Genomic DNA, 22,164 nt, shown 5'->3' on the forward strand with positions numbered 1-22,164 from the left:
AGCTGGCTAGCCTTTTTCTTATAACATTTTTGTAACATGCAAGCGCAATAAGGCACGTTGCAATGCTGCTTCCGCTCTTTCTACATCAATATCAGGTGTAGGATTTGATAACCGACCTTCTGCACGCTCTTTAGCTCGACGAGCACGTTCCACATCAATGGATGTTGGATCTTGACAGTCAGGGGTTACAATACTCACCTTATTATGTTCAATTTCACAGAAGCCCCCAAATACAGCATATTCACGAGATGTTCCATCTGGTTGATCAATGCGTAAAGGTGCCAAGTCTAATGCGATAATCATAGGTGCATGGTTTGGCAAAATACCAAAAGCACCATCGATAGCTTTACCTACAAAGAATGTAGATTGGCCTTCGAATACAATCGCATCAGGTGTAATTATCTGTAGGGTCATAGGTTCCGCCATGGATTATTCCCCCTTCTCTTGCATTTCCTTTGCTTTTTGAACGGCTTCATCTATGGTACCAACCATGTAGAATGCACCTTCTGGCAATTCATCATGTTTACCATCCAAAATTTCTCTGAAGCCTCTCAATGTTTCGGACAATGGCACATATTTACCAGGAGAACCAGTAAATACTTCTGCTACGAAGAATGGTTGACTCAAGAAACGTTGAATCTTACGAGCGCGAGATACAGTGAGTTTATCTTCGTCAGACAATTCTTCCATACCGAGGATTGCAATAATATCTTGAAGATCGCGATATTTTTGCAATACTTCTTGTACGCCACGAGCTACTGCGTAGTGCTCTTCACCAAGTACATGTGGGTCCAAAATACGGCTTGTAGAATCCAGAGGATCCACCGCCGGATAGATACCAAGTTCCGCAATGGAACGAGACAATACTGTTGTCGCATCCAAGTGAGCGAATGTTGCTGCTGGAGCAGGGTCAGTCAAGTCATCGGCAGGTACGTATACAGCTTGTACGGAGGTAATAGAACCTTCTTTTGTAGATGTAATACGTTCTTGCAATGCCCCTACGTCATTAGCCAATGTAGGTTGATAACCTACGGCAGATGGCATACGACCTAAGAGGGCGGATACTTCGGAACCCGCTTGGATAAAGCGGAAGATGTTATCAATGAACAAGAGCACGTCTTGTTTTTTCACATCACGGAAGTATTCAGCCATTGTAAGGCCTGTAAGACCTACGCGCATACGAGCCCCTGGCGGCTCATTCATTTGTCCATATACGAGAGCTGTTTTGTTGATAACGCCGGACTCTTTCATTTCGTTCCACAAGTCGTTACCTTCACGAGTACGTTCGCCTACGCCAGAGAATACGGAATAACCGCCGTGCTCTGTAGCAACATTGTGAATCAATTCCATGATCAATACGGTTTTACCTACACCGGCACCACCGAAGAGACCAATCTTACCACCTTTTACATATGGAGCGATAAGGTCAACGACCTTAATACCTGTTTCCAAGATTTGTGTATCTGGAGAAAGGTCATCAAATTTAGGTGCCGGACGGTGAATAGGCCATTTTTCATCAGCCACAACTGGAGCTGGATCATGGTCTACAGTTTCACCAAGTACGTTAAAGATACGACCCAATACGCCTTCCCCTACAGGAACGGAAATTGGAGCACCAGTATCTTCTGCTTCCATATTACGTGTCATACCGTCAGTAGAACTCATGGCAACGCAACGAACTGTATCGTCGCCTAAGTGTTGCATAACCTCTACTACGATTTTTTGTCTATCATGTGCCTTGTGGTCATGGTAGATGTGGATGGCGTTGTAGATAGCTGGTAAATGACCAGCATCAAAGCGCACGTCTACAACTGGGCCGATGACCTGCACAACTTTACCAATATTATTACTCATCGACAGATGTCTCCTTATCTATTGCAAGGCATTAGCGCCACCAACGATTTCAGAAATTTCGTTTGTAATGCTAGATTGACGCAACTTGTTGTATTCAAGACCTAAGGACTCAATGAGTTCCCCTGCATTATCTGTAGCCGATGTCATGGCCGTCATACGAGCACCCAATTCACTAGCTGCAGATTGCAACAATCCATTATAAACTGTAATTTCTAAGTATTTTGGCAGCAACGCCTCCAAGACGGATACAGCGGACGGCATAAAATCATACTCTTCGCCTTTTACCTCATCTTGTGGTTGCTCTATTGGCAACAAGCGCTCAGCCTGTGCAATTTGCGTCATAGAATTTACAAAACGTGTATAGATCATGATGACTTCGTCTACTTCATGACGTTCATATAGTGAAAGTGCTTCATGCATGATGGCACGCGCATGTTCATAGGACGGTTTATCAGAAAAGCCCGCATAGGACTTATCGATGCGAACACCTCTATATTTCATGCTATCTCTAGGCTTTCTGCCTGCCGTGATAACACGGTACGTATCAGGAGATTTACCATGTAATTGTTCCATAGCAAATTTTAACACATTAGACGAGAATGCCCCTGCAAGACCTTTATCTGCACCTACTACAATATAGCAAGTGCGCTCTACAGGTCGCACATCTAAGAGAGGACTTTCAAAGCCTTCTAAATCACTATTAGACATATGACGCAAGATTTGCCCTATCTTTTCTGCGTAAGGACGAGTAGCTTCCGCTTTTGTTTGTGCCCTACGAAGACGAGCAGAAGCTACCATCTTCATCGCTTTTGTAATTTGTTGCGTATTGGTAACACTTTTTATGCGTTTTCGCAAATCTTGTGCACTAGCCATACATTACGCCTCCTTACGAGACACTAATGTATGTGTAGAGCCAAATGCTTCAACACATTCTGGGATTGCTTGCTTCAATAGATTTTCAGTTTCTTCGTCAATTTTCTTAGACGTTTCAATGTTAGTGATGATTTCAGGGTAATTTGCTTTTACATAACGTAAAAGTTCAGCTTCAAAGGACAATACATCTGCCACTTGAATATCTGCTAAGTACCCTTTAGTACCAGCGTAAAGGTTGATAACCATTTCCGCTACACTCATAGGCTCATATTGACCTTGTTTTAACATTTCAGTTAAGCGTTCACCACGATCAAGTTGAGCGCGTGTAGCCGCATCAAGGTCGGAACCAAACTGAGCGAAAGCAGCCAACTCACGATATTGAGCAAGGTCCAAACGCAATTGGCCCGCCACTTGCTTCATCGCTTTAGTTTGTGCGCTACCACCTACACGGGATACGGACAAACCTACGTCAACAGCTGGACGAATACCAGAATAGAACATATCTGTTCCCAAGAAAATTTGACCATCAGTAATGGAAATTACGTTTGTTGGAATGTATGCAGATACGTCACCTGCTTGTGTTTCAATGATTGGCAACGCTGTAATGGAACCTCCACCAAGTTCAGATGAAAGTTTCGCAGCCCGCTCTAATAGACGACTGTGTAAGTAGAATACGTCACCTGGATATGCTTCACGCCCTGGTGGACGGCGCAATAATAGGGACATAGCACGATATGCAGCCGCTTGTTTTGTTAAGTCATCATATACGCATAATACGTGTTTACCTTGGTACATAAAGTATTCACCCATGGCAACACCAGCATATGGTGCAATGTATTGAAGAGGTGCACCTGTGGAAGCACTCGCAGAAACTACGATTGTATATTCCATAGCGCCTGCTTCTTCAAGCTTTTGCACTACGCGAGCAACCGTAGATTCTTTTTGACCAATAGCTACATAAATACAAATAACATCTTTGCCTTTTTGGTTCAAAATAGTATCTAAGGCAATCGCAGTTTTACCTGTACCACGGTCACCGATGATAAGCTCACGTTGACCACGGCCGATTGGTACCATCGCATCAATCGCTTTAAGACCTGTTTGCAATGGTTCATTTACGGATTGACGATCCGCAATACCAGGTGCTGGATGTTCGATAGGACGACGTTCTGTAGCTTGAATAGCACCCTTGCCATCAAGAGGTTGACCAAGAGGATTTACTACACGACCAATCAAGGCATCTCCAGCAGGAACGTCCATAATTTTGCCAGTACGACGCACTTGGTCTCCTTCTTTAATCAAGAAGTCATCACCTAATAGTACGGCACCAACATTATCTAATTCTAAGTTCAAAACCAAGCCATATACGCCGTGTGGTAATTCTAGCAACTCACCGGCCATGGCTCTTTCAAGACCATAAATATGGGCGATGCCATCCCCTACGTCGAGAACAGTACCCACGTCATCGACATTGAGGTCAACATCATAGTCCTGAATCTGCTGTTTGATTATAGCAGTGATTTCTTCAGGCTTCATTTTCATATATACCCATTCACCCCTATCTAATAGAGTTCGTTCTTAATAAAGATTTTTCTAATTCCTCTAAACGACGAGATACAGAACCATCAATGCGTTTATCTCCTACTTGGATAACGATACCACCCATAATTGATGGATCTTGGCGCACAGATAAAATAACATCTTTCCCTGTTACTTCTCGTAATTTAGCTTGTACAGATGCTTCTACCTCAGCTGTGATTGGTTCTGCTACAGTTACAGTAGCTTCCAAAATGCCACGAGCTTCTCGTGATTTTTGAATAAACGCTGCAATGGCCTGCGCAATATAACGATGGCGCCCACGTTTAATCATCACATAGATAAAATGTAAAGCAACTTTGTCGATACTAGATTCAAAGATAGAACCAACTAACTTAATCTTTGCATCTTCTGTAACGATTGGATTTTCAAGGAATGAACGAAGTTCAGGCTGTTCCGCCATAACGGACGCTACATAACCTAATTGCTCCTCCATGAGTTCCAAAATATTTTGTTCTTGAGCTAATTCAAACATAGCTGAACTGTATTTATCTGCTACAATTTCTATGCTCATCGTATCACAACCCTATCGTTTTACTATCAAGTTGACGAATAGCGTCTTCGATCAATTTTGTATTAGTTTCGCTGTTCATATCTTTAGCAACAACTTTACCAGCCATAGCTACAGATAAAGATACCACTTCGTTACGCAAGCTGTTCATAGCACGATCGCGTTCAATAGCGATATCTTGGCGAGCACGATTTTTTTCTTGTTCAATTTGCTCGCGTGCTGTTGACAATTGTTCACGTGTTGTATTTTCTGCTTCTTGAACTGCTTTTTCAACAATTTGTTGTGCCTCTATACGAGCATTAGCAATTTGAGCTGCATAATCAGCTTTAAACCCCTCTGCTTCTGCGCGAGCTTGTTCTGCAGCTTCTAAGTCTTTAGCAATTCGTTCTTTACGTTCTGTCATTATAGCCAATAATGGTTTATATGCAAAACGAGCCAATAGCCAAACTAATATAAAAAAGTTCAACATTTGAGCAAGAATCGTTCCAAGGCTTAAGTCAACCAAGGTTATTCCTCCTCGTTATTATCTGAATAACAAAATAAATGCTACTACTACACCGATGATAGGCATCGCTTCGATCAAACCAATCGCTACGAACATAGTAGACATCAATTGACCGCGCAATTCAGGTTGGCGTGTAATACCTTCAATAACTTTGCTAGATACAAGACCATCACCGATACCTGCACCAATAGCACCACAACCTACTGCAATTGCCGCTGCTAACGCGAATAAACCTTGAGCTTCCATAATATATCCTCCATATAAATTAATTAATGTTCCTCACTAAGCCCCATCCCCAAATAGGATGCAGTAAGAACGGTAAAAATAAAGGCTTGAATAATACCAATAAATAGACTAAAAGCAATCCAAACCCATGGTACCGGCACAAACCAAGGCAAGTTATATAATACTTCTAACAAAATTTCACCTGCCACAATGTTACCGAATAGACGGAAAGCAAGTGTAACAGGTCTAGCAATTTCCTCGAAAATATTGAGTATTAACAAAGCCTTATAAGGTCGTACAAAATGCTTAAAATAAGATAAGCCTTTAACTTTAACCCCCATAACCCATACCACTAATGTACTACATAAAGCTAATGCAATTGTAGTGTTAATATCGGATGTTGGTGATGTTAAAGCCTTGAATGTTGGCATTAAGCCTAACTCATTTCCTACAAAAATAAATAAGAAAAACGTAAACAACAAGGAACTCACCATCGGCCAATGGCGACCCAAATTCGGAGCTAATTGCCCCTCTAAGCCTTCTAATATAGATTCCACTATATTCTGCAAGCCTACAGGCACCAATTTACGTCCCCGGGTGGCTAATACTGTTATCAGTATTACAATAGCCATAGTAACCCATGTAGCAATTAAAGTATCCATATTAAATGTCAACCCCAACCACTGCACGACCTCATGGTGTCCCGCATGTAATTCCACGTTCTCAACCCCTTCCATAAACCTAATAAAAACCTAATATATTTACATTAATATAAATATAATATATATGTATCATCATACATCGTTATAGATATATAATCAACACTTGAAGGGTAAACAATTCCAAATAATCATAAATAGAATGTATTCAATGCATTATTAGAATACGACTCCATGTCTTATTAAAATCCACATCAATACATTAATTGGAATACAATACATTAATTTAAATGCAATAAAATTCTTAATTAAAATAATAAAAATTAGAACCGTCCACTAAGTCGCCAATACACTATATAAAGTGCAGGCTGGATAAGTGCAATCGCTACAAACATACTAATTGCTTCTACATGGAGAATCTTCAAACCTAATACGACTAAAGATCCAACAAGCATAAGACGCCACACCATCTGTCTACGCGCCTTACGAACAGCCTTATAAGGATCACCTAATATAATTGCTTGACCATGTAGTGCAAGGCTAAGCAAGTAGAGCACCATTATAAAAATGCCCCACAGCCATCCCCATACATAGTGTTGTAATCCGCATGCAACCTGTATTATTACACCTAAAAAGGCAATAAAAAAACAAGTCAGTAGCACGCGCACTATGAATTTTATATATTGATTCATACATACCTCACTACTTAACTTGTTTATATAACATATAAAACCCTGTTATAGCTCCTATTAGGCCAAATATGACCATGCAGAGTGGTTCCGTTTGAAGCCAAGTATCCAATTTATAACCTAGCCAAATAAAACCTCCTATACAGGAGACCAATGTGACCCCCGCTGATGTTGCCATGGCGAGGGCTTTCACAAGATCCTTATCCATATTATTTACCAAAACGTTCAGGACGACGCGCATCACCTAAGAATTCATGTCGCAACGCTTGAATGATGCGTTCAGAGGCTTTTCCGTCACCATATGGGTTAACAGAATTAGACATTAACTTATACGCTTCAGCATTGCTCAATAATTCATAAGCGGCTTTATGTACCGCATCTTTATCAGTACCTACAAGGCGAACAGTGCCTGCTTCTACCGCTTCAGGACGTTCTGTCGTATCACGTAATACGAGAACTGGCTTACCAAGAGCTGGAGCTTCCTCTTGAATCCCACCTGAATCAGTCAAAATCAAGTAAGATTTAGCCATCAAGTTTGCAAATGGTTCATAGTCAAGAGGGTCGATTAATGTAACACGCTCCACAGAACCAAGTTCCTCTTGTACAACTTGGCGAACTTTAGGATTTTTATGTACAGGGAAAACAACTTGAATATCTTCAAATTCATTGATTAAATCTCGAATGGCTTGATATACATGGCGCATAGGTTCACCTAAGTTTTCTCGGCGATGTGTGGTAACAAGAACCGTACGTTTTTTAGGATCAAGAGCATTAATAGCTGCATCATCGAATACATAGCTGTCTTGTACCGTCGTATCAAGAGCATCGATAACAGTATTCCCCGTTACATAAAGATGTTCTGTATTAATATTTTCTTTTTTTAAATTGCTTTCAGAACTAGAAGTAGGCGCAAAGTGATACGTCGCAATAGAGCCCGTCAATTTGCGATTCATCTCTTCAGGGAACGGGGAGTAAATATCACCCGTCCGTAGTCCTGCTTCCACGTGACCTACAGGAATTTCTTGGTAGAAAGAAGCCAATGCCCCAGCAAAGGTAGTTGTAGTATCACCATGAACGAGTACCACATCAGGTTTTGCTTCTTCTAATACATCTTTAAGGCCCATCAAAGCACGATTAGTTACATCATATAGTGTTTGACCTTGGCTCATAATATTTAAATCATAGTCTGGGGTAATATTAAACAAGTTTAGTACTTGATCAAGCATATCTCGATGCTGTGCCGTAACGGTGACGATAGGTTCCATATCTGGTGCTGCTTGTAATGCTTTTACAAGAGGAGCCATCTTGATAGCCTCAGGTCTTGTACCAAAGATTGTCATAACTTTTAACATAGTTGCCTCCAACGTAGTAGGATAGAGAAAATGGGGCGCCAAGCACCCCACAGATGGTTATTCCTTATGAGAATCATCAGTATTCTCCAAAGCTTTAGCCAATTCATCGCGATCAAAGGATATGGTATCATCCGAGTCGCTGCGTTCAATTGTAGGACGTGGTAACGGATGCCCTGCCGCATCACTATGCATGATAACGCCAAGACGTCGTGCAATATAAATACTACACAAGAAAATTACTAATACCAAGGTCGCGCCGACCCAAGCATTAACCTCTGCAACGATAACAGATACACCGCCGAAAAGAGCTGTTACTGCATACATCAACAATACAGCTTGCTTTTGTGTTAATCCTTGTGCCAATAAACGATGGTGAACATGACCTTTATCGGGTTTAAAGATGGGACGTCCACTGATTTTACGGCGCACAATGGCAAATAAGGTGTCCAAAATAGGCAAGCCTAACACAATAGCAGGTACCACTAGAGCAATCATAGCAGCTGTCTTTACAGCCCCCATAACAGAAATAGCCGCTAATGTATACCCTAACAACATCGATCCCGTATCACCCATGAATATTTTTGCAGGATTAAAATTATACCGCAGAAAACCTACAGTCGCACCTGCTAAGGCAAGAGAAAGGCAAGCAAGATCAGTTTGACCAAGTTGCAATGTCATTGCACAAACAGCGATACATGCGATAAAGGAAATACCTGCAGCCAAGCCATCAAGTCCATCGATGAGGTTTACAATATTTGTAAAACCGACTATCCAGAAAATAGTCAATGGAATAGCCCAATACTTGAGATATACTACACCACCCCAAGGAAGGTTAATGAAGTCTACTCGAATATCATAAGCCACCAGAATAGCAGCTGCTATAATTTGTCCCATTAACTTAGTTTTTGGCTCAATTTGTTTAATGTCGTCCCAAATACCAACTAGCACCAAAATGACCGTACCAAGGACAAACCCAAACAATTTATGATCATGCGGGATGGAATTGTTAAAAAGAACCGATCCCACATAACCGAGAAAGATTGCTAATCCACCAAGTCGTGGAATTGCACCATGATGCACCTTTCGAGCATCAGGCTTATCTATTGCCCCAACAGCAACGGCAAAGCGTTTTACCAATGGGGTAAGTGCAAAGGTTATGATGAGCGCTAATGCAAAGGCCCACACATAATCGAGCACATATTCACTCATAAGACACCTCCAACAAGTAGGTTGTAAAAACGGACTAATTCGTTAAGCTACGAATAGGAGCAGGAATTCTTCCACCACGGGCAATGAACTCGGCTGCACTATATGGACTCACTTCAATAATAGGAGCATAGCCTAATAATCCACCAAACTCAACAACCTCTCCAACAGTCTTACCAGGTACAGGAATTACACGAACCGCAGTTGTCTTATTGTTAATCATGCCGATAGCTGATTCATCTGCAATTATAGCAGAAATGGTATCAGCAGTAGTGTCTCCAGGAATAGCAATCATATCAAGGCCAACAGAACATACACATGTCATAGCCTCTAATTTATCAAGTGTTAAACTACCACAAGATACGGCATCAATCATGCCTGCATCTTCCGAGACAGGAATGAATGCACCACTAAGTCCACCTACATGGGAGGAGGCCATAAGACCACCTTTTTTCACCGCATCATTAAGTAATGCTAGTGCTGCTGTAGTGCCATGACAGCCACAAGAGGACAAGCCCATTTCTTCAAGAACGTGAGCTACAGAGTCGCCTACAGCTGGCGTTGGGGCCAAGGATAAATCGATAATACCAAATGGTTTGCCGAGACGACGAGATGCCTCTTGCGCTACCAATTGACCTACGCGAGTTATTTTGAAAGCAGTACGTTTAATCGTTTCTGCTACAACGTCAAAGGATTGGCCTCGAACGGATTCAAGCGCATGTTTTACAACGCCCGGGCCAGATACACCTACAGAAATAGCACTATCCCCTTCGGTTACACCAAAAAAGGCCCCTGCCATAAACGGATTATCCTCTACAGGATTACAGAAAATTACGAGCTTAGCACAACCAAGAGCATCATTATCCTTTGTAAGCTCTGCAGTTTTCTTAACGATGATTCCCATGTCTCGCACTGCGTCCATGTTGATACCAGTTTTAGTAGAGCCCACAGCAACAGAGCTACAAACGATATCCGTAGTCGCCAGCGCTTCAGGAATAGAGTCAATCAAAATGCGGTCGGCTCGAGTAGCGCCTTTTGTTACAAGCGCAGAAAAGCCGCCAATAAAATTAACACCTACAGTTTTTGCTGCACGATCCATAGCTGCTGCTACAGGAACATAGGATGTTAAATCACTACCACCTGCTACAAGAGAAATGGGTGTTACAGAAATACGCTTGTTGATAATAGGGATGCCGAATTCTCGCTCAATATCTTCCCCTGTAGATACAAGATGTTCTGCCTCTTTTGTAATACGGTCATAAATACGGTCACACAACTCTTTACCAGAACTAGATGCACATTCTAGCAAGCTAATCCCCATCGTAATAGTACGCACATCAAGCTTGTTATCATGAATCATCTGATTCGTTTCTAAAATATTGTCGATAGATAACATAAGTGCCTCCTATCCTACACGGTGCATGCTCAAGAAAATATCAGCATGTTGTGCACGGATTTCAACACCTAGTTCTTTACCTTGAGTCGTCAAAGCCTCTTGGATAGCTGTAAGATTTTTCATATCTTCAGACTTGGTTTCACACATCATAATCATATTGAAAACGCCATCGAGGATGGTCTGATTAATGGACATAATATTTACACCGTAGTTAGCGAGTACAGTACTAACTCCAGCAATGATACCAACGCGGTCTACGCCGACAACGGTAACAACTAATTTCATAACATCACCTTCTCTAAGCACTACAAACTATATAGCCAGTATAGGGCATTCAATAAACTATATTAATATATTATAACACATTTATTATTTTTCATGAGTGAAATCTTTATGAGTTTTCTAGTGAAAACAACATGTTACACTTCGTCAGACAAAGCACTTGTTACAATCTCTTCACCAGCAGTTAACAATGCGATAAGACCTTTATCCCCTTTATAGCTTTCACCATAAATTTTATATAAATCTTCAGTACCAGATGGACGTGCTACAAACCAGCCCGTTTCCGTTTCCACACGAACGCCATCGATAGGCATATCTTTATACAGAGAAGTAGTGCGAACATTAGTAATCGCATCACCATCTACTTCGGTAGCCGTAATGGAGCTTGCATTTAATTGTTTCAACTTAGCCTTGGCCGCCTTTGTACAAGGTGCATCAATACGACCAAAACGAGGATCGCCACACCCTACAACAAGATTATTATAGAGTCGGTCAACAGTAGCCCCCATAACGGCATACATTTCCATCGCAAGGAGAGCCATTACCATGCCATCTTTATCAGTAGTCCATACGGTACCGTCTTTTTTAAGGAACGATGCACCAGCAGATTCTTCACCGCCAATACCAATCTCACCATCGAATAATAGGGAACTAAAATATTTAAAACCTACTGGAACCTCATAAACAGGAACCTCTTTACTAGCAGCCCATTTATCAATCATAGTGGTACAAACAACGGTTTTACCGACCCCTTTATTTGTCCAACCACGAGTCGTAAACAAATAATCCGCCGCAGTCACAAGAAATGCGTTTGGAGAAGCTAGCCCATGCGGACTAACGATACCATAGCGATCATAATCAGGGTCATTCCCAACAGCGAGATCATAATTACCAATTTGTTTAATTACGTCAGCCATGGCATATTCAGATGAGCAATCCATACGTACCTTACCATCATGGTCATAGGTCATAAAGCTAAACGTTGGATCATACTCATCATTAATAATATCTAGGTTTAGATTATATCGCTCTTTAATAGCACGCCAATAACCTAGCCCACTACCGCCGAGAGCATTAACGAGGACCTTAGGTTTTGCACTTTGGATTGCCTCCATATTAATGATAGAAGATAGTTCTTCTACATATAGACCTTTATAGTCATATGGAACCTGTTGATCGGGCTCAATATTGTCGATACTAATACGTTTAAATCCTTCTAATTCACAATATGCGTGAACATATTCATTGGCACGTGTTTCAATCCATTTAGTAATCAACGTATCCGCTGGACCACCATTGGTAGCGTTATACTTAATGCCACCATTATCTGGAGGATTATGAGACGGCGTAATCACGATACCATCAGCCTTATCATCGTGGCTTTCATTATAACGAATAATAGCACGAGATATAGATGGTGTCGGCACGAAATCCATATCGGAATCAACCATTGCAGTTACACCATTGCCAGCAAGGACCTCTAGAACCGTCACAAGGGCTGGCTGAGATAAAGCATGTGTATCTTGACCGACGAAAATCGGACCTGTAGCGCCGAATTGACCACGGCCATCACAAATAGCCTGTGTAATAGCGGCCACATGTAAATCTGTAAACGTACTATTTAAAGATGTACCGCGATGGCCAGATGTGCCAAAGGATACGAGTTGTGTCGGATCTGTAATATCCGGAGCATTATCAAAATATGCATCCACAAGGGTTTGCACATCGATAATATCTTGTTCTTGTACAGGCGTACCTGCTAATTTATGAGTCATAGAAACCTCTAATCTTATCTTGAGGGCAAGCCCTCTCATTTTACAACCTTGATATTCGATCAATTATATTAAATTATTTCCAAAATGTATGTATCATTCATAAAATATTATATTTACACATAATTAATATAAGATGACAACAGCCAGAGATTTTATCATAATTCTTTATTTTGATTTATTACAACTATTTTCATCTATATCTATTACAACATTATTGTTCGCTTCGGTAGTTATATCTTGTGATTTCAGCTGTTTAGATATTTCCGCAGGAACAATAGGTTGAGTAAAACCTTGCCCGATAACCTCTTGGGCATCAGTAATCAAGATAAACACATTTGGGTCCGCTTCTTGAATAACCTCTTTCAATTTATTTACCTGCAGCAAGTTGACTGCAACCATCACAATTTGCTTAGGCGTCCGTGTATAGGCACCAATACCATTAATAATAGTGGCACCACGACCAACCTTATTGATAATACACTCACATACTTCATCGGTGCGATAGGTAATGATAAAAGCAACTTTACGTTGATTAAAGCCGATTACCACCTTATTTGTAATAATAGTATACACATACACACTGATAAGAGTTACAGCTACCGCTTCAAGTCCAACAACGCCGACAGCAACTAAGAGGATGGCACAGTTGATAGCGCTATTAATGGACCCCATTTGAAGGCCATAATATTTACGAACGATAAGTGCAATTGGATCAAGGCCTCCTGTATTACCACCTACACGGTAGACGATACCAAGCCCTAGTCCAGTTGTGATACCTGCCATCATAGAACTGAGTAGTGGATCCTTAATAATCATGTCATATTGCAAGAAACTAAACAGATCAATCATCCACGATAACATGAGCGTACCATACAAGGTATTAAGCACTACACGTTTACCAAGCCACTTCCAAGCAGCCCAAAATATAGGGACGTTCAAAATAACGTTCCAAGAACCAACGGATAATCCCGTTAAATAATACAAAATCAACCCTACCCCACTAATACCAGTACTAACCAGTTTGTGAGGTAGTACAAAGGCATCTAAACCAGCACCAAAAATTGCACAACCAATAGCAACTATGACACATTGATAGACAACATCTTTATACTTGGCAAACATAGCTCCCTCCAAATTGCCATTTCACTATAAATATTCTATAATGAACTAATTAAAACATACGCTGTTTACAATGCTTTTAATAATCAAACAACAGGTATATACAAAATCATCATAAACCACTTAATGGTTATTTTCAATCACTTTATAACAGTATAAAATAAACATATAAACTGCATATATTTTGTACATTACAAACGAGGCTATTATGAGTAAAAGTTTTGAGCAACTCGGTTGCAGCAAAATTAATATTGGGCTTGCTATTACAGGCAAGCGTGACGATGGATACCACGACATCGATTCTATATTTCAATCGATTCGCCTTAGTGATTCTATTTATTTCGCTAAGCATCATTCCGTAGTATTTTCTGGTGGCGCTCCCGAATTGCCTGACTACATGCAAAAACTCGTAAGCTATGGAGAAGATAATCTCGCGCTCAAAGCGTTACGCGCCATACAGGCCTATACGGGTTGTAAAGCCGGTGCCGCCATCCACCTATTAAAACGCGTTCCTATTCAAGCGGGTCTTGGTGGCGGTAGTGCAGACGCAGCAGCCATGTTATTAGGTCTCAACCGCTTTTGGGACTTACGTCTTACGCAAAAGGAACTCTTAACCATTGGTGCCTCACTCGGATCTGACGTGCCGTTCCTACTACAAGGTGGTACCGCTCGCGGAACAGGTCGTGGCGAAGTGTTAACCTATAATCAATCGCCAGAAGCACATTGGCTATTACTAGTAAAGCCAAAGGTATCTATTTCTACAGCGGTTGCTTATGGGCGCTTCAACGGTAAATCTAAGGCCACCGCAAAAACAATCGATACCGTTCTGAATCATCTTCAGAATAATCATTTACAATCTGCTTTCACTAGTAGCGCTAATACTTTCGAAGAATTATTATTCCCAGATCACGAAGAACTAGGAATATGTAAGGAGTTTTTCACTAGCCGTGGTTACCCAACCATCATGACAGGAAGCGGTCCTACGATGGTAGTATTACTTAACAAACCTATGGAAGCCTTGCAATTACAAGAAGAGATTAAAGCAGCTGGTCATGATTGGCTGTCACTCATTACTAAAACATGTACACAGGAGGACTTAGTATGACAAAACGGTTACAACCTATACGACTCGATGCGTATAAACCACTAAGAGAAGTCGTAAGTGAAACATTGCGTCAAGCCATCCAAGATGGGGTGTTAAAACCTGGGGAGCGCCTCATGGAAATTCCCCTTGCCGAAGAGTTAGGCGTAAGTCGTACCCCCATTCGTGAAGCCATACGTAAACTGGAACTAGAAGGCTTTGTCGTTATGGTGCCTCGCCGCGGCACCTACGTTGCCAACATCTCTTTGAAGGATATTACGCAAGTATTTGAAATCCGCTCTGCCCTTGAAGAACTGGCAGCAGGCCTTGCAGCAGAACGCATTACAGAAGAGGAAATCGAAACGCTGGAGAGAATGCTTGTAGAAATCGGCGATCATATGGAAAACAAAAATATGGAATCCGTTGTGGCTGCGGACGTAGAATTCCACGAAGTCCTCTACCGCGCATCTCGTAACGAAAGATTAGCAGACATCGTTCACAACTTGCGAGAGCAAACCTATCGCTTCCGTAGTTTTTCTATGAACCAACCAGGTCGTCTTAGAAAAACTTGGGAGGAACATCGTCAATTAGTGGAAGCCATTGCCTCTCACAATGCCGCACAAGCTCGTAAACTAGCTCGAATTCACATGGAACATTCTGAACAAACCTTGTTGCAAGGAATGGAAGAGTCACAAGAATTTACTAAGGCATAAAAAACATCCTACAAAATACTATATAAAGCAAAATCCTTCCTATTTGTGAAGGATTTTTGTTTTACATAGTCTATAGAAATTGATACAATATCATTGATTAGTATGAAATATGGATTTTTTATAAGAAAGGGAGTTTTTATGGAAGCAATGCTTAATGATGCTATATCCACCATAAACGGTTATTTATGGAGTTATTTCATCATTTTTATTCTTATCGGCGCAGGCCTCTTCTTTACGATGACAACGAATTTTGTACAAATTCGCATGATTAAAGAAATGATTCGCCTCGTAATTAACGGCGCAGGTAGCTCTACAGAAAAGAACCATGTATCCTCATTTCAAGCATTCTGTGTTAGTACCGCATCTCGTGTAGGTGTTGGTAACATCGCAGGTATAGCTATTGCCGTTGTACTTGGTGGCCCTGGTGCTATTTTCTGGATGTGGGTTATCGCACTCATCGGTGCTGCCACGGGCTTCATCGAATCTACATTGGCGCAAATCTACAAAGAGCCTGTCGCTAAAGGCGGTTTCTATGGTGGACCAGCTTACTATATTCGCTATGGTCTAAACAACAAAGCGTTATCTGTTTTATTTGCTATTTTAATCAGTATCACATATGGTTGGATTTACAATTCTGTACAAGCCAATACATTGGCTGCATCTCTTCAGGTTTTCAACCTTGATGTATCCTATACAGGCGCTGTAGTGGCAGTCCTTCTTGGCATTATCATTTTCGGTGGTATCAACCGCGTTGCAAAAGCATCTGAAATCATCGTTCCTATCATGGCGATTCTATACATTGCTACTGCATTATTCGTGGTAATTATGAATATCACCCAATTCCCACATGTAATCTATACTATTTTCTCCTCTGCATTCGAGCCTGTTGCAGCAGGTGGTGGCTTATTAGGTGCTACTGTCATGAATGGTATCAAACGGGGGCTCTTCTCTAACGAAGCCGGTGAGGGTTCTGTTCCAAACGCAGCCGCTACTGCAGCTGTTAACCACCCTGTCGAACAAGGTCTTGTACAAGCATTCGGCGTATTTCTTGATACCTTCATCATTTGTACGGCTTCTGCTTTCATTGTACTCATCGTGGGTGATTACAGCACTACAGGTCTAACAGGTATTGCTCTTGTACAACATAACCTAGCTCAACAGTTTGGTTCTTGGGCTCCTACAGCCGTAGCCATTTTCATCGTTATGTTCTCCTTTAGCTCCTTAATTGGTAACTATTACTACGGTGAAATCAATATTAGCCACTTAACAAATAAACGATTCTACCTACATTTGTTCCGTATTGGCGTAATTCTTATGACATTTGTGGGCTCTATTGCCTCTCTAGATCTTGTATGGAATCTAGCCGATTTATTCATGGCTTTCTTAGTATTAACTAACGTAAGTTCCATCGTACGTATGGGGCGCACAGCAGGTCTTGCCCTCGATGACTATATTAAACAACGTAAGGCAGGTATTGAAACGCCAGTATTTAACCGTTCTATTCTAAACCACACGTACGGCATCGTATGGTGGGGTGATGGTCAAACTACAGACTCCTCCGTACCTCCTACTCCGATTGAAGATACTGTGGAAAAATAAAATATATCGACGTATGAGGCTGGTGAAAGTATCTTTCACCAGTCTTTTCATATACTCTTTAAAATAGTTTATTAGTACATACATAAAGGTCTATATTTTTCAGAATATAGATCTTTATTTTTTTGTAAAAGTATCCATTTTCATAGATAAAAAAATCGTTCATTAGCAGATTGTACTGTGATAAAAATCATAGTAATTATCTATATTTTTACAACTTTCAAAGATCAAAAACTATAGAATATATTTATGAAAATATAAAGGGTATTCTGTTTACAATGTCGAATACTTAAGTATGCGTTAAAATTAGCACTAATTAAATTATTAATTTACTCTATTATCCAGGAGGTAATTATGAGCGGTTATAACCCATATGAAAACATGTTAAACACGTTAGACGTAGCAGCTGAAAAGCTCGGCTATACTCGTAGCGAATACGAAGTGTTACGTCACCCAGAACGGGAACTAAAAGTAGCAGTTCCTCTTCAACTCGACAATGGTGAAGTTCGCGTATACGAAGGTTATCGTTGCCAACATTCCACATTGCGTGGTAGTGCTAAAGGCGGTCTTCGCTTCCATCCAGATTCTGATGAAAACGAAGTGCGTGCACTTGCGGCTTGGATGACTATTAAAAACGCTATCGCTAACATTCCTTATGGCGGTGGTAAAGGGGGCATCAAAGTCGATCCAAAAACTTTAAACCCTCGCGAATTAGAACGCTTAACTCGTAACTTTGTACGCCGTATTGCACCTATCATTGGTGTTAATACTGACGTTCCTGCTCCAGACGTAAATACGAATGCTCAAATCATGAGCTGGATTGCTGACGAATACAGCACATTAAAAGGCGAATGGAGCCCAGGTATCGTTACAGGCAAACCAATCGAAGTTGGCGGCTCCTTAGGCCGTAATGAAGCGACTGGTCGCGGTTGCCTCATCGCATTGCAAAGCTACCTTGCTAAGAAAAACTTGGATATCAAAAACCTTACGGTTGCGGTTCAAGGCTTTGGTAACGTAGGTTCCGTAGGTGCTCGTCTCATTGCACAAGCAGGTGCAAAAGTTGTAGCTATCGGCGACGTAAGTGTTAACATCTACAATCCTAACGGTCTCGATGTTGAAAAAGCATACGAATATGCTAACTCCCACGGTCGTTCCCTAGAAGGTTACAGCGAACCAGGCATGACTACAATTGGACCACAAGAGTTATTGGCTCAACCAGTTGATGTATTGTACATGGCAGCCCTTGAGAACCAATTAAACAAAGACAACATGGAAAATATCCAAGCTAAGATTATCTTGGAAGGCGCTAATGGTCCTACTACTAATGATGCAGATAAATACTTCTATGAAAAGGGCATCGATATCATTCCTGACGTGCTTGCCAATGGCGGTGGCGTAGTTGTATCCTACTATGAATGGGTACAAAATAAAGCAAGCTTCTACTGGACTGAAGAAGAAGTTAATGAAAGATTAACTAAGAATATGCAAAATAGCTTCGAAGCTGTTTGGGAAATGCAACATAAATACAATGTACCTCCTCGTCAAGCAGCGTACATGGTTGCTCTTGAACGCCTCGTAGTCGAAACTAGATGGCGTGGCTATAACTGCTAAACTCCTATACCTCCATACATTTTAGCCATAAAAAAGGCGTAAGCTCGATTTGAGCTTACGCCTTTTTATTTACCTATATACATAATCAAAACGTCTCTTGAGGTTCAATTATTTACTTAGCTATATTGATAAAAGCACCTATTATTTAAAAGCACCTAATAAAGCTGCCATGCTAGGACGGCTGATCAAAGCTTTCACCAATACAGAACCAAGAATAGCTGGAATAGTTTGACCAACAATAAGATTCAACACTAATGGCCAGTACGGTAGACCAAGTAATGGGCTGAGCCACAATGGCACACATAGTGCAGGCACAAAGACGATTGGAAGCATTACCCACCAAGCGCTGAAGCCAAGCTTGCGCATACCTACGATGATGCCAGTCGTCAATACACCCACACCAAAGCCTCCCATCATATCTAGGATGCCAAGACCGCCGAATAGGAAGTTAGAAATGAGGTTGCCAATCCCCATGGGAATCACCAAGAACGGAAAGGCATAAGCAAGTGCATATAATGATGTTGCTATACGAATTTGATACGCCCCGAAGGAAACGCTTTGCGTTACATACAATACAACGATGTACAATGCCACAACCATGGCAGAAATAGTCAATTTGCGTGTAGAAATCATAACACTCACCTCCTCAAAATAAAAAAGCATGGCAAAACTACCATGCTTACAATGCTTATGAATTTCCGTAGTTTTGTTTAGAGACAGGATGGTTTCAAACTGTCTTATTTAGTTGTCGCCTTTAGGCAGTACTAATATTAGCATATATCTAATATTTTCGCAATCAATTTAGATTCAGGCGGACTTTTTAGAGCTAACTACTATTAGTATTAAGTTTGTAAGGTCGGGGTGGTGAAAGATACCTTTCCTCATCGCTCCACTGGCGAACCGGTCATCGGCCTAGGGCCTCGACCTGCCAAAGTCGCTCTTTGAAAAGGTATCTCCCACCACATCAAATTAAACAAATCAACGTTTATCACAATACTAGTGACGTAAAAGTCCGCCTTGAGTCAAATGAACACTCTAACCAATTAGAATATATGCAAAGTAGTCGACCAAAGGCGACTACTAATTTAAGCCAGTTTCAGTAGAAGTATATAGAGATAGCTACTTTTACAATGCTGGGTCTTCGACTCCGTTTGCGTGGAAGGCTTTTGCTCTGTCGATGCAGGTACCGCAGTGTCCGCATGGTTTGTCTCCGCCTTCGTAGCAGGACCATGTGAGGTGGTATGGTATGCCGAGGCGTAGGCCTTCTTTTACGATGTCAGCTTTGTTGGAGTTAATAAAAGGTGCTTCTAAGGAGCATTCTTTACCGGATCCTTCAAAGATGGCGTCGCCCATAGATTTGTAGAAGTGTTCTGTACAGTCAGGGTATGCATTGCCCGCCGCATCATCACTGTGAGCACCATAATAGATATAGCCACAATCTAAGGATAGCGCCAAAGATGCTGCAGCGGATAAGAATAGACCATTTCTAAACGGTACATAAGTGCTTACCGTACCTTCCCCTTCTGCATCTTGTTGTTCTTTGTAAGAACCTTGCGGAATATCTTCACTAGATTGTGCCAACAAGGAGCAGTTACTAAAGGCAAATAGCTTAGTAACATCCATCGTTTTACCTTCGAGACCATAGTGCTCTAAAATAGCTATAGCAGCTTCTAATTCTTTACTATGTTTTTGACCATATTGAATCGATAAGGGCACCACATTATCTTTACCAAAACGTTCAATAGCAAGGGCCAAACAAGTAGTACTATCTACGCCACCGCTAAAAAGAACGACGGCCTTTTGTTTTTGAGCCATATTATCTCCTTATTCTGAATAACAGTTTTCAAAATATCTCGAAAAATAAAGAATACAAACATAGATATATATTTCAATAATATATGGATTTCAACGATATATGTATTTCGATAGTAAAAGTCCTAACGCTATTACAACAGCCTCATCTACGGATGAGGCTGTGCTTTTACATTCGCTAAAATTTTATAAATCAATAACTAATTCTACTGGACAGTGATCGGAGCCAAAGATTTGTTGGTGAATCTTAGCTTCTTGGATTTTATCGTCAAGACGTTTAGATGTGATGAAATAGTCAATTCTCCATCCTGTATTTCGCTCACGAGCTTTGCCCATGTAAGACCACCAGCTGTATTCTTCAATCGCATCTGGATAGAGATGACGGAATGTATCTGTAAAGCCAGCGCCTAAGAGCTCAGTCATTTTAGCACGTTCTTCATCGGAGAAGCCCGCATTTTTACGATTTGTCTTAGGGTTCTTAAGGTCTATTTCCTGATGAGCTACGTTCAAATCACCGCAAAGAATCACTGGTTTCTTCTTATCTAGTTCAAGCAAATAATTACGGAACGCATCTTCCCAAGTCATACGATAATCAAGGCGCGCTAATTCGCGTTGGCTATTCGGCGTATAGCAGCATACTAAATAGAAATTATCGTATTCAGCAGTGATAACACGGCCCTCTTGATCGTGCTCTTCGATACCGATACCATTAGTTACAGACAAGGGCTTAACGCGCGTGAATACAGCAGTACCACTATAGCCTTTTTTCACAGCGCTATTCCAATATTGCTCATACCCTGGCAACTCCAAAGAAATCTGCTCAGGTTGCAATTTAGTTTCTTGCAAACAAAAAATATCAGCATCTAATTCGTTAAAGGATTCCATAAATCCCTTTGTTACAGCGGCGCGTAGGCCGTTTACATTCCAAGAAATTAATTTCAATTCTTACTCCTTTGCGATAATTCTCATCAATCTAATAGTATTCACCGTATTTAAATTGGTGAAAGTCTCTTTCACATAAAATATAAACCAAGTTTTTGCTTAATGTAAGCTAATCTAAAGATTATATTTTAGCGATATTACTGCTTTTTATGTTTCTTAGCATGTCTTGCTTCAGCACGAGCCTTACGAGCGTTTTCGTTTGCTTTAAGATCGCTTTCACGTTTCTCACGAAAATAGTTAGCCACCGCCGACAAGATAAGAATCACTAATACAGTTACATTAAACATACCAGGTCCAAAGGTATAGATGTGATAACACAAATAACCAAAGGCAACGACTGTTAATAATTGTTTTAATAGATTCATTC

The 22,164-nt window shown here is 41.0% G+C and carries 24 protein-coding genes; 4 read left to right on the forward strand and 20 right to left on the reverse strand.

Features of this window, described 5'->3' with window-relative positions:
- Positions 1-18: 18 nt before the first annotated feature.
- The 16 genes from atpC to HMPREF1865_RS02205 all read right to left on the reverse strand — a co-directional run bounded on the left by atpC (position 19) and on the right by HMPREF1865_RS02205 (position 14,045).
- A complete protein-coding gene (gene atpC / locus HMPREF1865_RS02130; RefSeq protein WP_008602448.1) occupies positions 19-426 on the reverse strand; it encodes an ATP synthase F1 subunit epsilon in 408 nt (135 codons plus the stop codon).
- Positions 427-429: 3 nt separating this feature from the next.
- Entirely contained in the window at positions 430-1,854 is a 1,425-nt protein-coding gene (gene atpD / locus HMPREF1865_RS02135) for a F0F1 ATP synthase subunit beta (protein ID WP_004695069.1), read from the reverse strand.
- Between the two features lie 18 nt (positions 1,855-1,872).
- The gene (gene atpG, locus HMPREF1865_RS02140; RefSeq protein ID WP_060919020.1) at positions 1,873-2,727 is read right to left on the reverse strand and encodes an ATP synthase F1 subunit gamma; all 855 of its coding nucleotides are present in this window, start codon (positions 2,725-2,727) and stop codon (positions 1,873-1,875) included.
- A 3-nt stretch (positions 2,728-2,730) separates the two neighbouring features.
- A complete protein-coding gene (atpA, locus tag HMPREF1865_RS02145) occupies positions 2,731-4,269 on the reverse strand; it encodes a F0F1 ATP synthase subunit alpha (RefSeq protein ID WP_004697546.1) in 1,539 nt (512 codons plus the stop codon).
- Positions 4,270-4,285: 16 nt separating this feature from the next.
- A complete protein-coding gene (gene atpH / locus HMPREF1865_RS02150; RefSeq protein ID WP_004697545.1) occupies positions 4,286-4,837 on the reverse strand; it encodes an ATP synthase F1 subunit delta in 552 nt (183 codons plus the stop codon).
- A gap of 4 nt (positions 4,838-4,841) precedes the next feature.
- Positions 4,842-5,339: a F0F1 ATP synthase subunit B gene (gene atpF / locus HMPREF1865_RS02155; protein ID WP_004697511.1), complete on the reverse strand. Its 498-nt coding sequence runs from the start codon at positions 5,337-5,339 to the stop codon at positions 4,842-4,844.
- 18 nt (positions 5,340-5,357) lie between these two features.
- Positions 5,358-5,585: a F0F1 ATP synthase subunit C gene (gene atpE, locus HMPREF1865_RS02160; protein ID WP_004695064.1), complete on the reverse strand. Its 228-nt coding sequence runs from the start codon at positions 5,583-5,585 to the stop codon at positions 5,358-5,360.
- A 23-nt stretch (positions 5,586-5,608) separates the two neighbouring features.
- Positions 5,609-6,301 carry a F0F1 ATP synthase subunit A gene (atpB, locus tag HMPREF1865_RS02165; protein WP_004697507.1) on the reverse strand — a complete coding sequence of 231 codons (693 nt, stop codon included), beginning with the start codon at positions 6,299-6,301 and terminating at the stop codon, positions 5,609-5,611.
- Positions 6,302-6,546: 245 nt separating this feature from the next.
- Entirely contained in the window at positions 6,547-6,783 is a 237-nt protein-coding gene (locus HMPREF1865_RS09615; RefSeq protein WP_230949592.1) for a hypothetical protein, read from the reverse strand.
- Between the two features lie 142 nt (positions 6,784-6,925).
- On the reverse strand, positions 6,926-7,120 hold the full coding sequence (locus tag HMPREF1865_RS02175; protein WP_012864790.1) for an AtpZ/AtpI family protein: 195 nt from the start codon (positions 7,118-7,120) through the stop codon (positions 6,926-6,928).
- A 1-nt stretch (position 7,121) separates the two neighbouring features.
- Positions 7,122-8,264: a non-hydrolyzing UDP-N-acetylglucosamine 2-epimerase gene (gene wecB, locus HMPREF1865_RS02180; RefSeq protein ID WP_060919022.1), complete on the reverse strand. Its 1,143-nt coding sequence runs from the start codon at positions 8,262-8,264 to the stop codon at positions 7,122-7,124.
- A 57-nt stretch (positions 8,265-8,321) separates the two neighbouring features.
- Positions 8,322-9,473 carry a glycosyltransferase family 4 protein gene (locus tag HMPREF1865_RS02185; RefSeq protein WP_012864792.1) on the reverse strand — a complete coding sequence of 384 codons (1,152 nt, stop codon included), beginning with the start codon at positions 9,471-9,473 and terminating at the stop codon, positions 8,322-8,324.
- A gap of 34 nt (positions 9,474-9,507) precedes the next feature.
- Positions 9,508-10,866 carry a PFL family protein gene (locus HMPREF1865_RS02190; protein ID WP_060919023.1) on the reverse strand — a complete coding sequence of 453 codons (1,359 nt, stop codon included), beginning with the start codon at positions 10,864-10,866 and terminating at the stop codon, positions 9,508-9,510.
- Positions 10,867-10,875: 9 nt separating this feature from the next.
- The gene (locus HMPREF1865_RS02195; protein WP_004695058.1) at positions 10,876-11,151 is read right to left on the reverse strand and encodes an ACT domain-containing protein; all 276 of its coding nucleotides are present in this window, start codon (positions 11,149-11,151) and stop codon (positions 10,876-10,878) included.
- 134 nt (positions 11,152-11,285) lie between these two features.
- The gene (locus tag HMPREF1865_RS02200) at positions 11,286-12,923 is read right to left on the reverse strand and encodes a phosphoglucomutase (protein ID WP_024061086.1); all 1,638 of its coding nucleotides are present in this window, start codon (positions 12,921-12,923) and stop codon (positions 11,286-11,288) included.
- 165 nt (positions 12,924-13,088) lie between these two features.
- Entirely contained in the window at positions 13,089-14,045 is a 957-nt protein-coding gene (locus tag HMPREF1865_RS02205) for a YitT family protein (RefSeq protein WP_004695056.1), read from the reverse strand.
- Between the two features lie 205 nt (positions 14,046-14,250).
- Between HMPREF1865_RS02205 and ispE the strand changes: the two genes are divergently transcribed.
- From ispE to HMPREF1865_RS02225, 4 genes are all read left to right on the forward strand, one after another.
- Positions 14,251-15,147, forward strand: a complete 897-nt coding sequence (ispE, locus tag HMPREF1865_RS02210; RefSeq protein ID WP_060919024.1) for a 4-(cytidine 5'-diphospho)-2-C-methyl-D-erythritol kinase — start codon at positions 14,251-14,253, stop codon at positions 15,145-15,147.
- A complete protein-coding gene (locus HMPREF1865_RS02215; protein WP_004697535.1) occupies positions 15,144-15,836 on the forward strand; it encodes a GntR family transcriptional regulator in 693 nt (230 codons plus the stop codon). The genes ispE and HMPREF1865_RS02215 overlap by 4 nt, the downstream gene beginning before the upstream one ends.
- A 138-nt stretch (positions 15,837-15,974) precedes the next feature.
- Positions 15,975-17,435 carry an alanine/glycine:cation symporter family protein gene (locus tag HMPREF1865_RS02220; protein ID WP_060919025.1) on the forward strand — a complete coding sequence of 487 codons (1,461 nt, stop codon included), beginning with the start codon at positions 15,975-15,977 and terminating at the stop codon, positions 17,433-17,435.
- Between the two features lie 351 nt (positions 17,436-17,786).
- Positions 17,787-19,043: a Glu/Leu/Phe/Val family dehydrogenase gene (locus HMPREF1865_RS02225; RefSeq protein ID WP_004695052.1), complete on the forward strand. Its 1,257-nt coding sequence runs from the start codon at positions 17,787-17,789 to the stop codon at positions 19,041-19,043.
- A 141-nt stretch (positions 19,044-19,184) separates the two neighbouring features.
- On the opposite strand, the gene HMPREF1865_RS02230 is transcribed toward HMPREF1865_RS02225, so the two are convergent.
- The 4 genes from HMPREF1865_RS02230 to HMPREF1865_RS02245 all read right to left on the reverse strand — a co-directional run bounded on the left by HMPREF1865_RS02230 (position 19,185) and on the right by HMPREF1865_RS02245 (position 22,162).
- Positions 19,185-19,676, reverse strand: coding sequence for a QueT transporter family protein (locus HMPREF1865_RS02230; protein ID WP_060919026.1), 492 nt, complete (start codon positions 19,674-19,676; stop codon positions 19,185-19,187).
- Between the two features lie 492 nt (positions 19,677-20,168).
- Positions 20,169-20,858: a 7-cyano-7-deazaguanine synthase QueC gene (queC, locus tag HMPREF1865_RS02235; protein ID WP_060919027.1), complete on the reverse strand. Its 690-nt coding sequence runs from the start codon at positions 20,856-20,858 to the stop codon at positions 20,169-20,171.
- Between the two features lie 183 nt (positions 20,859-21,041).
- On the reverse strand, positions 21,042-21,797 hold the full coding sequence (locus tag HMPREF1865_RS02240; protein ID WP_060919028.1) for an exodeoxyribonuclease III: 756 nt from the start codon (positions 21,795-21,797) through the stop codon (positions 21,042-21,044).
- Positions 21,798-21,934: 137 nt separating this feature from the next.
- Positions 21,935-22,162: a hypothetical protein gene (locus HMPREF1865_RS02245; RefSeq protein ID WP_004695048.1), complete on the reverse strand. Its 228-nt coding sequence runs from the start codon at positions 22,160-22,162 to the stop codon at positions 21,935-21,937.
- Positions 22,163-22,164 lie beyond the last annotated feature (2 nt).

It is taken from the genome of Veillonella parvula (genome assembly GCF_001553335.1).
GTDB lineage: Bacteria > Bacillota > Negativicutes > Veillonellales > Veillonellaceae > Veillonella > Veillonella parvula_S.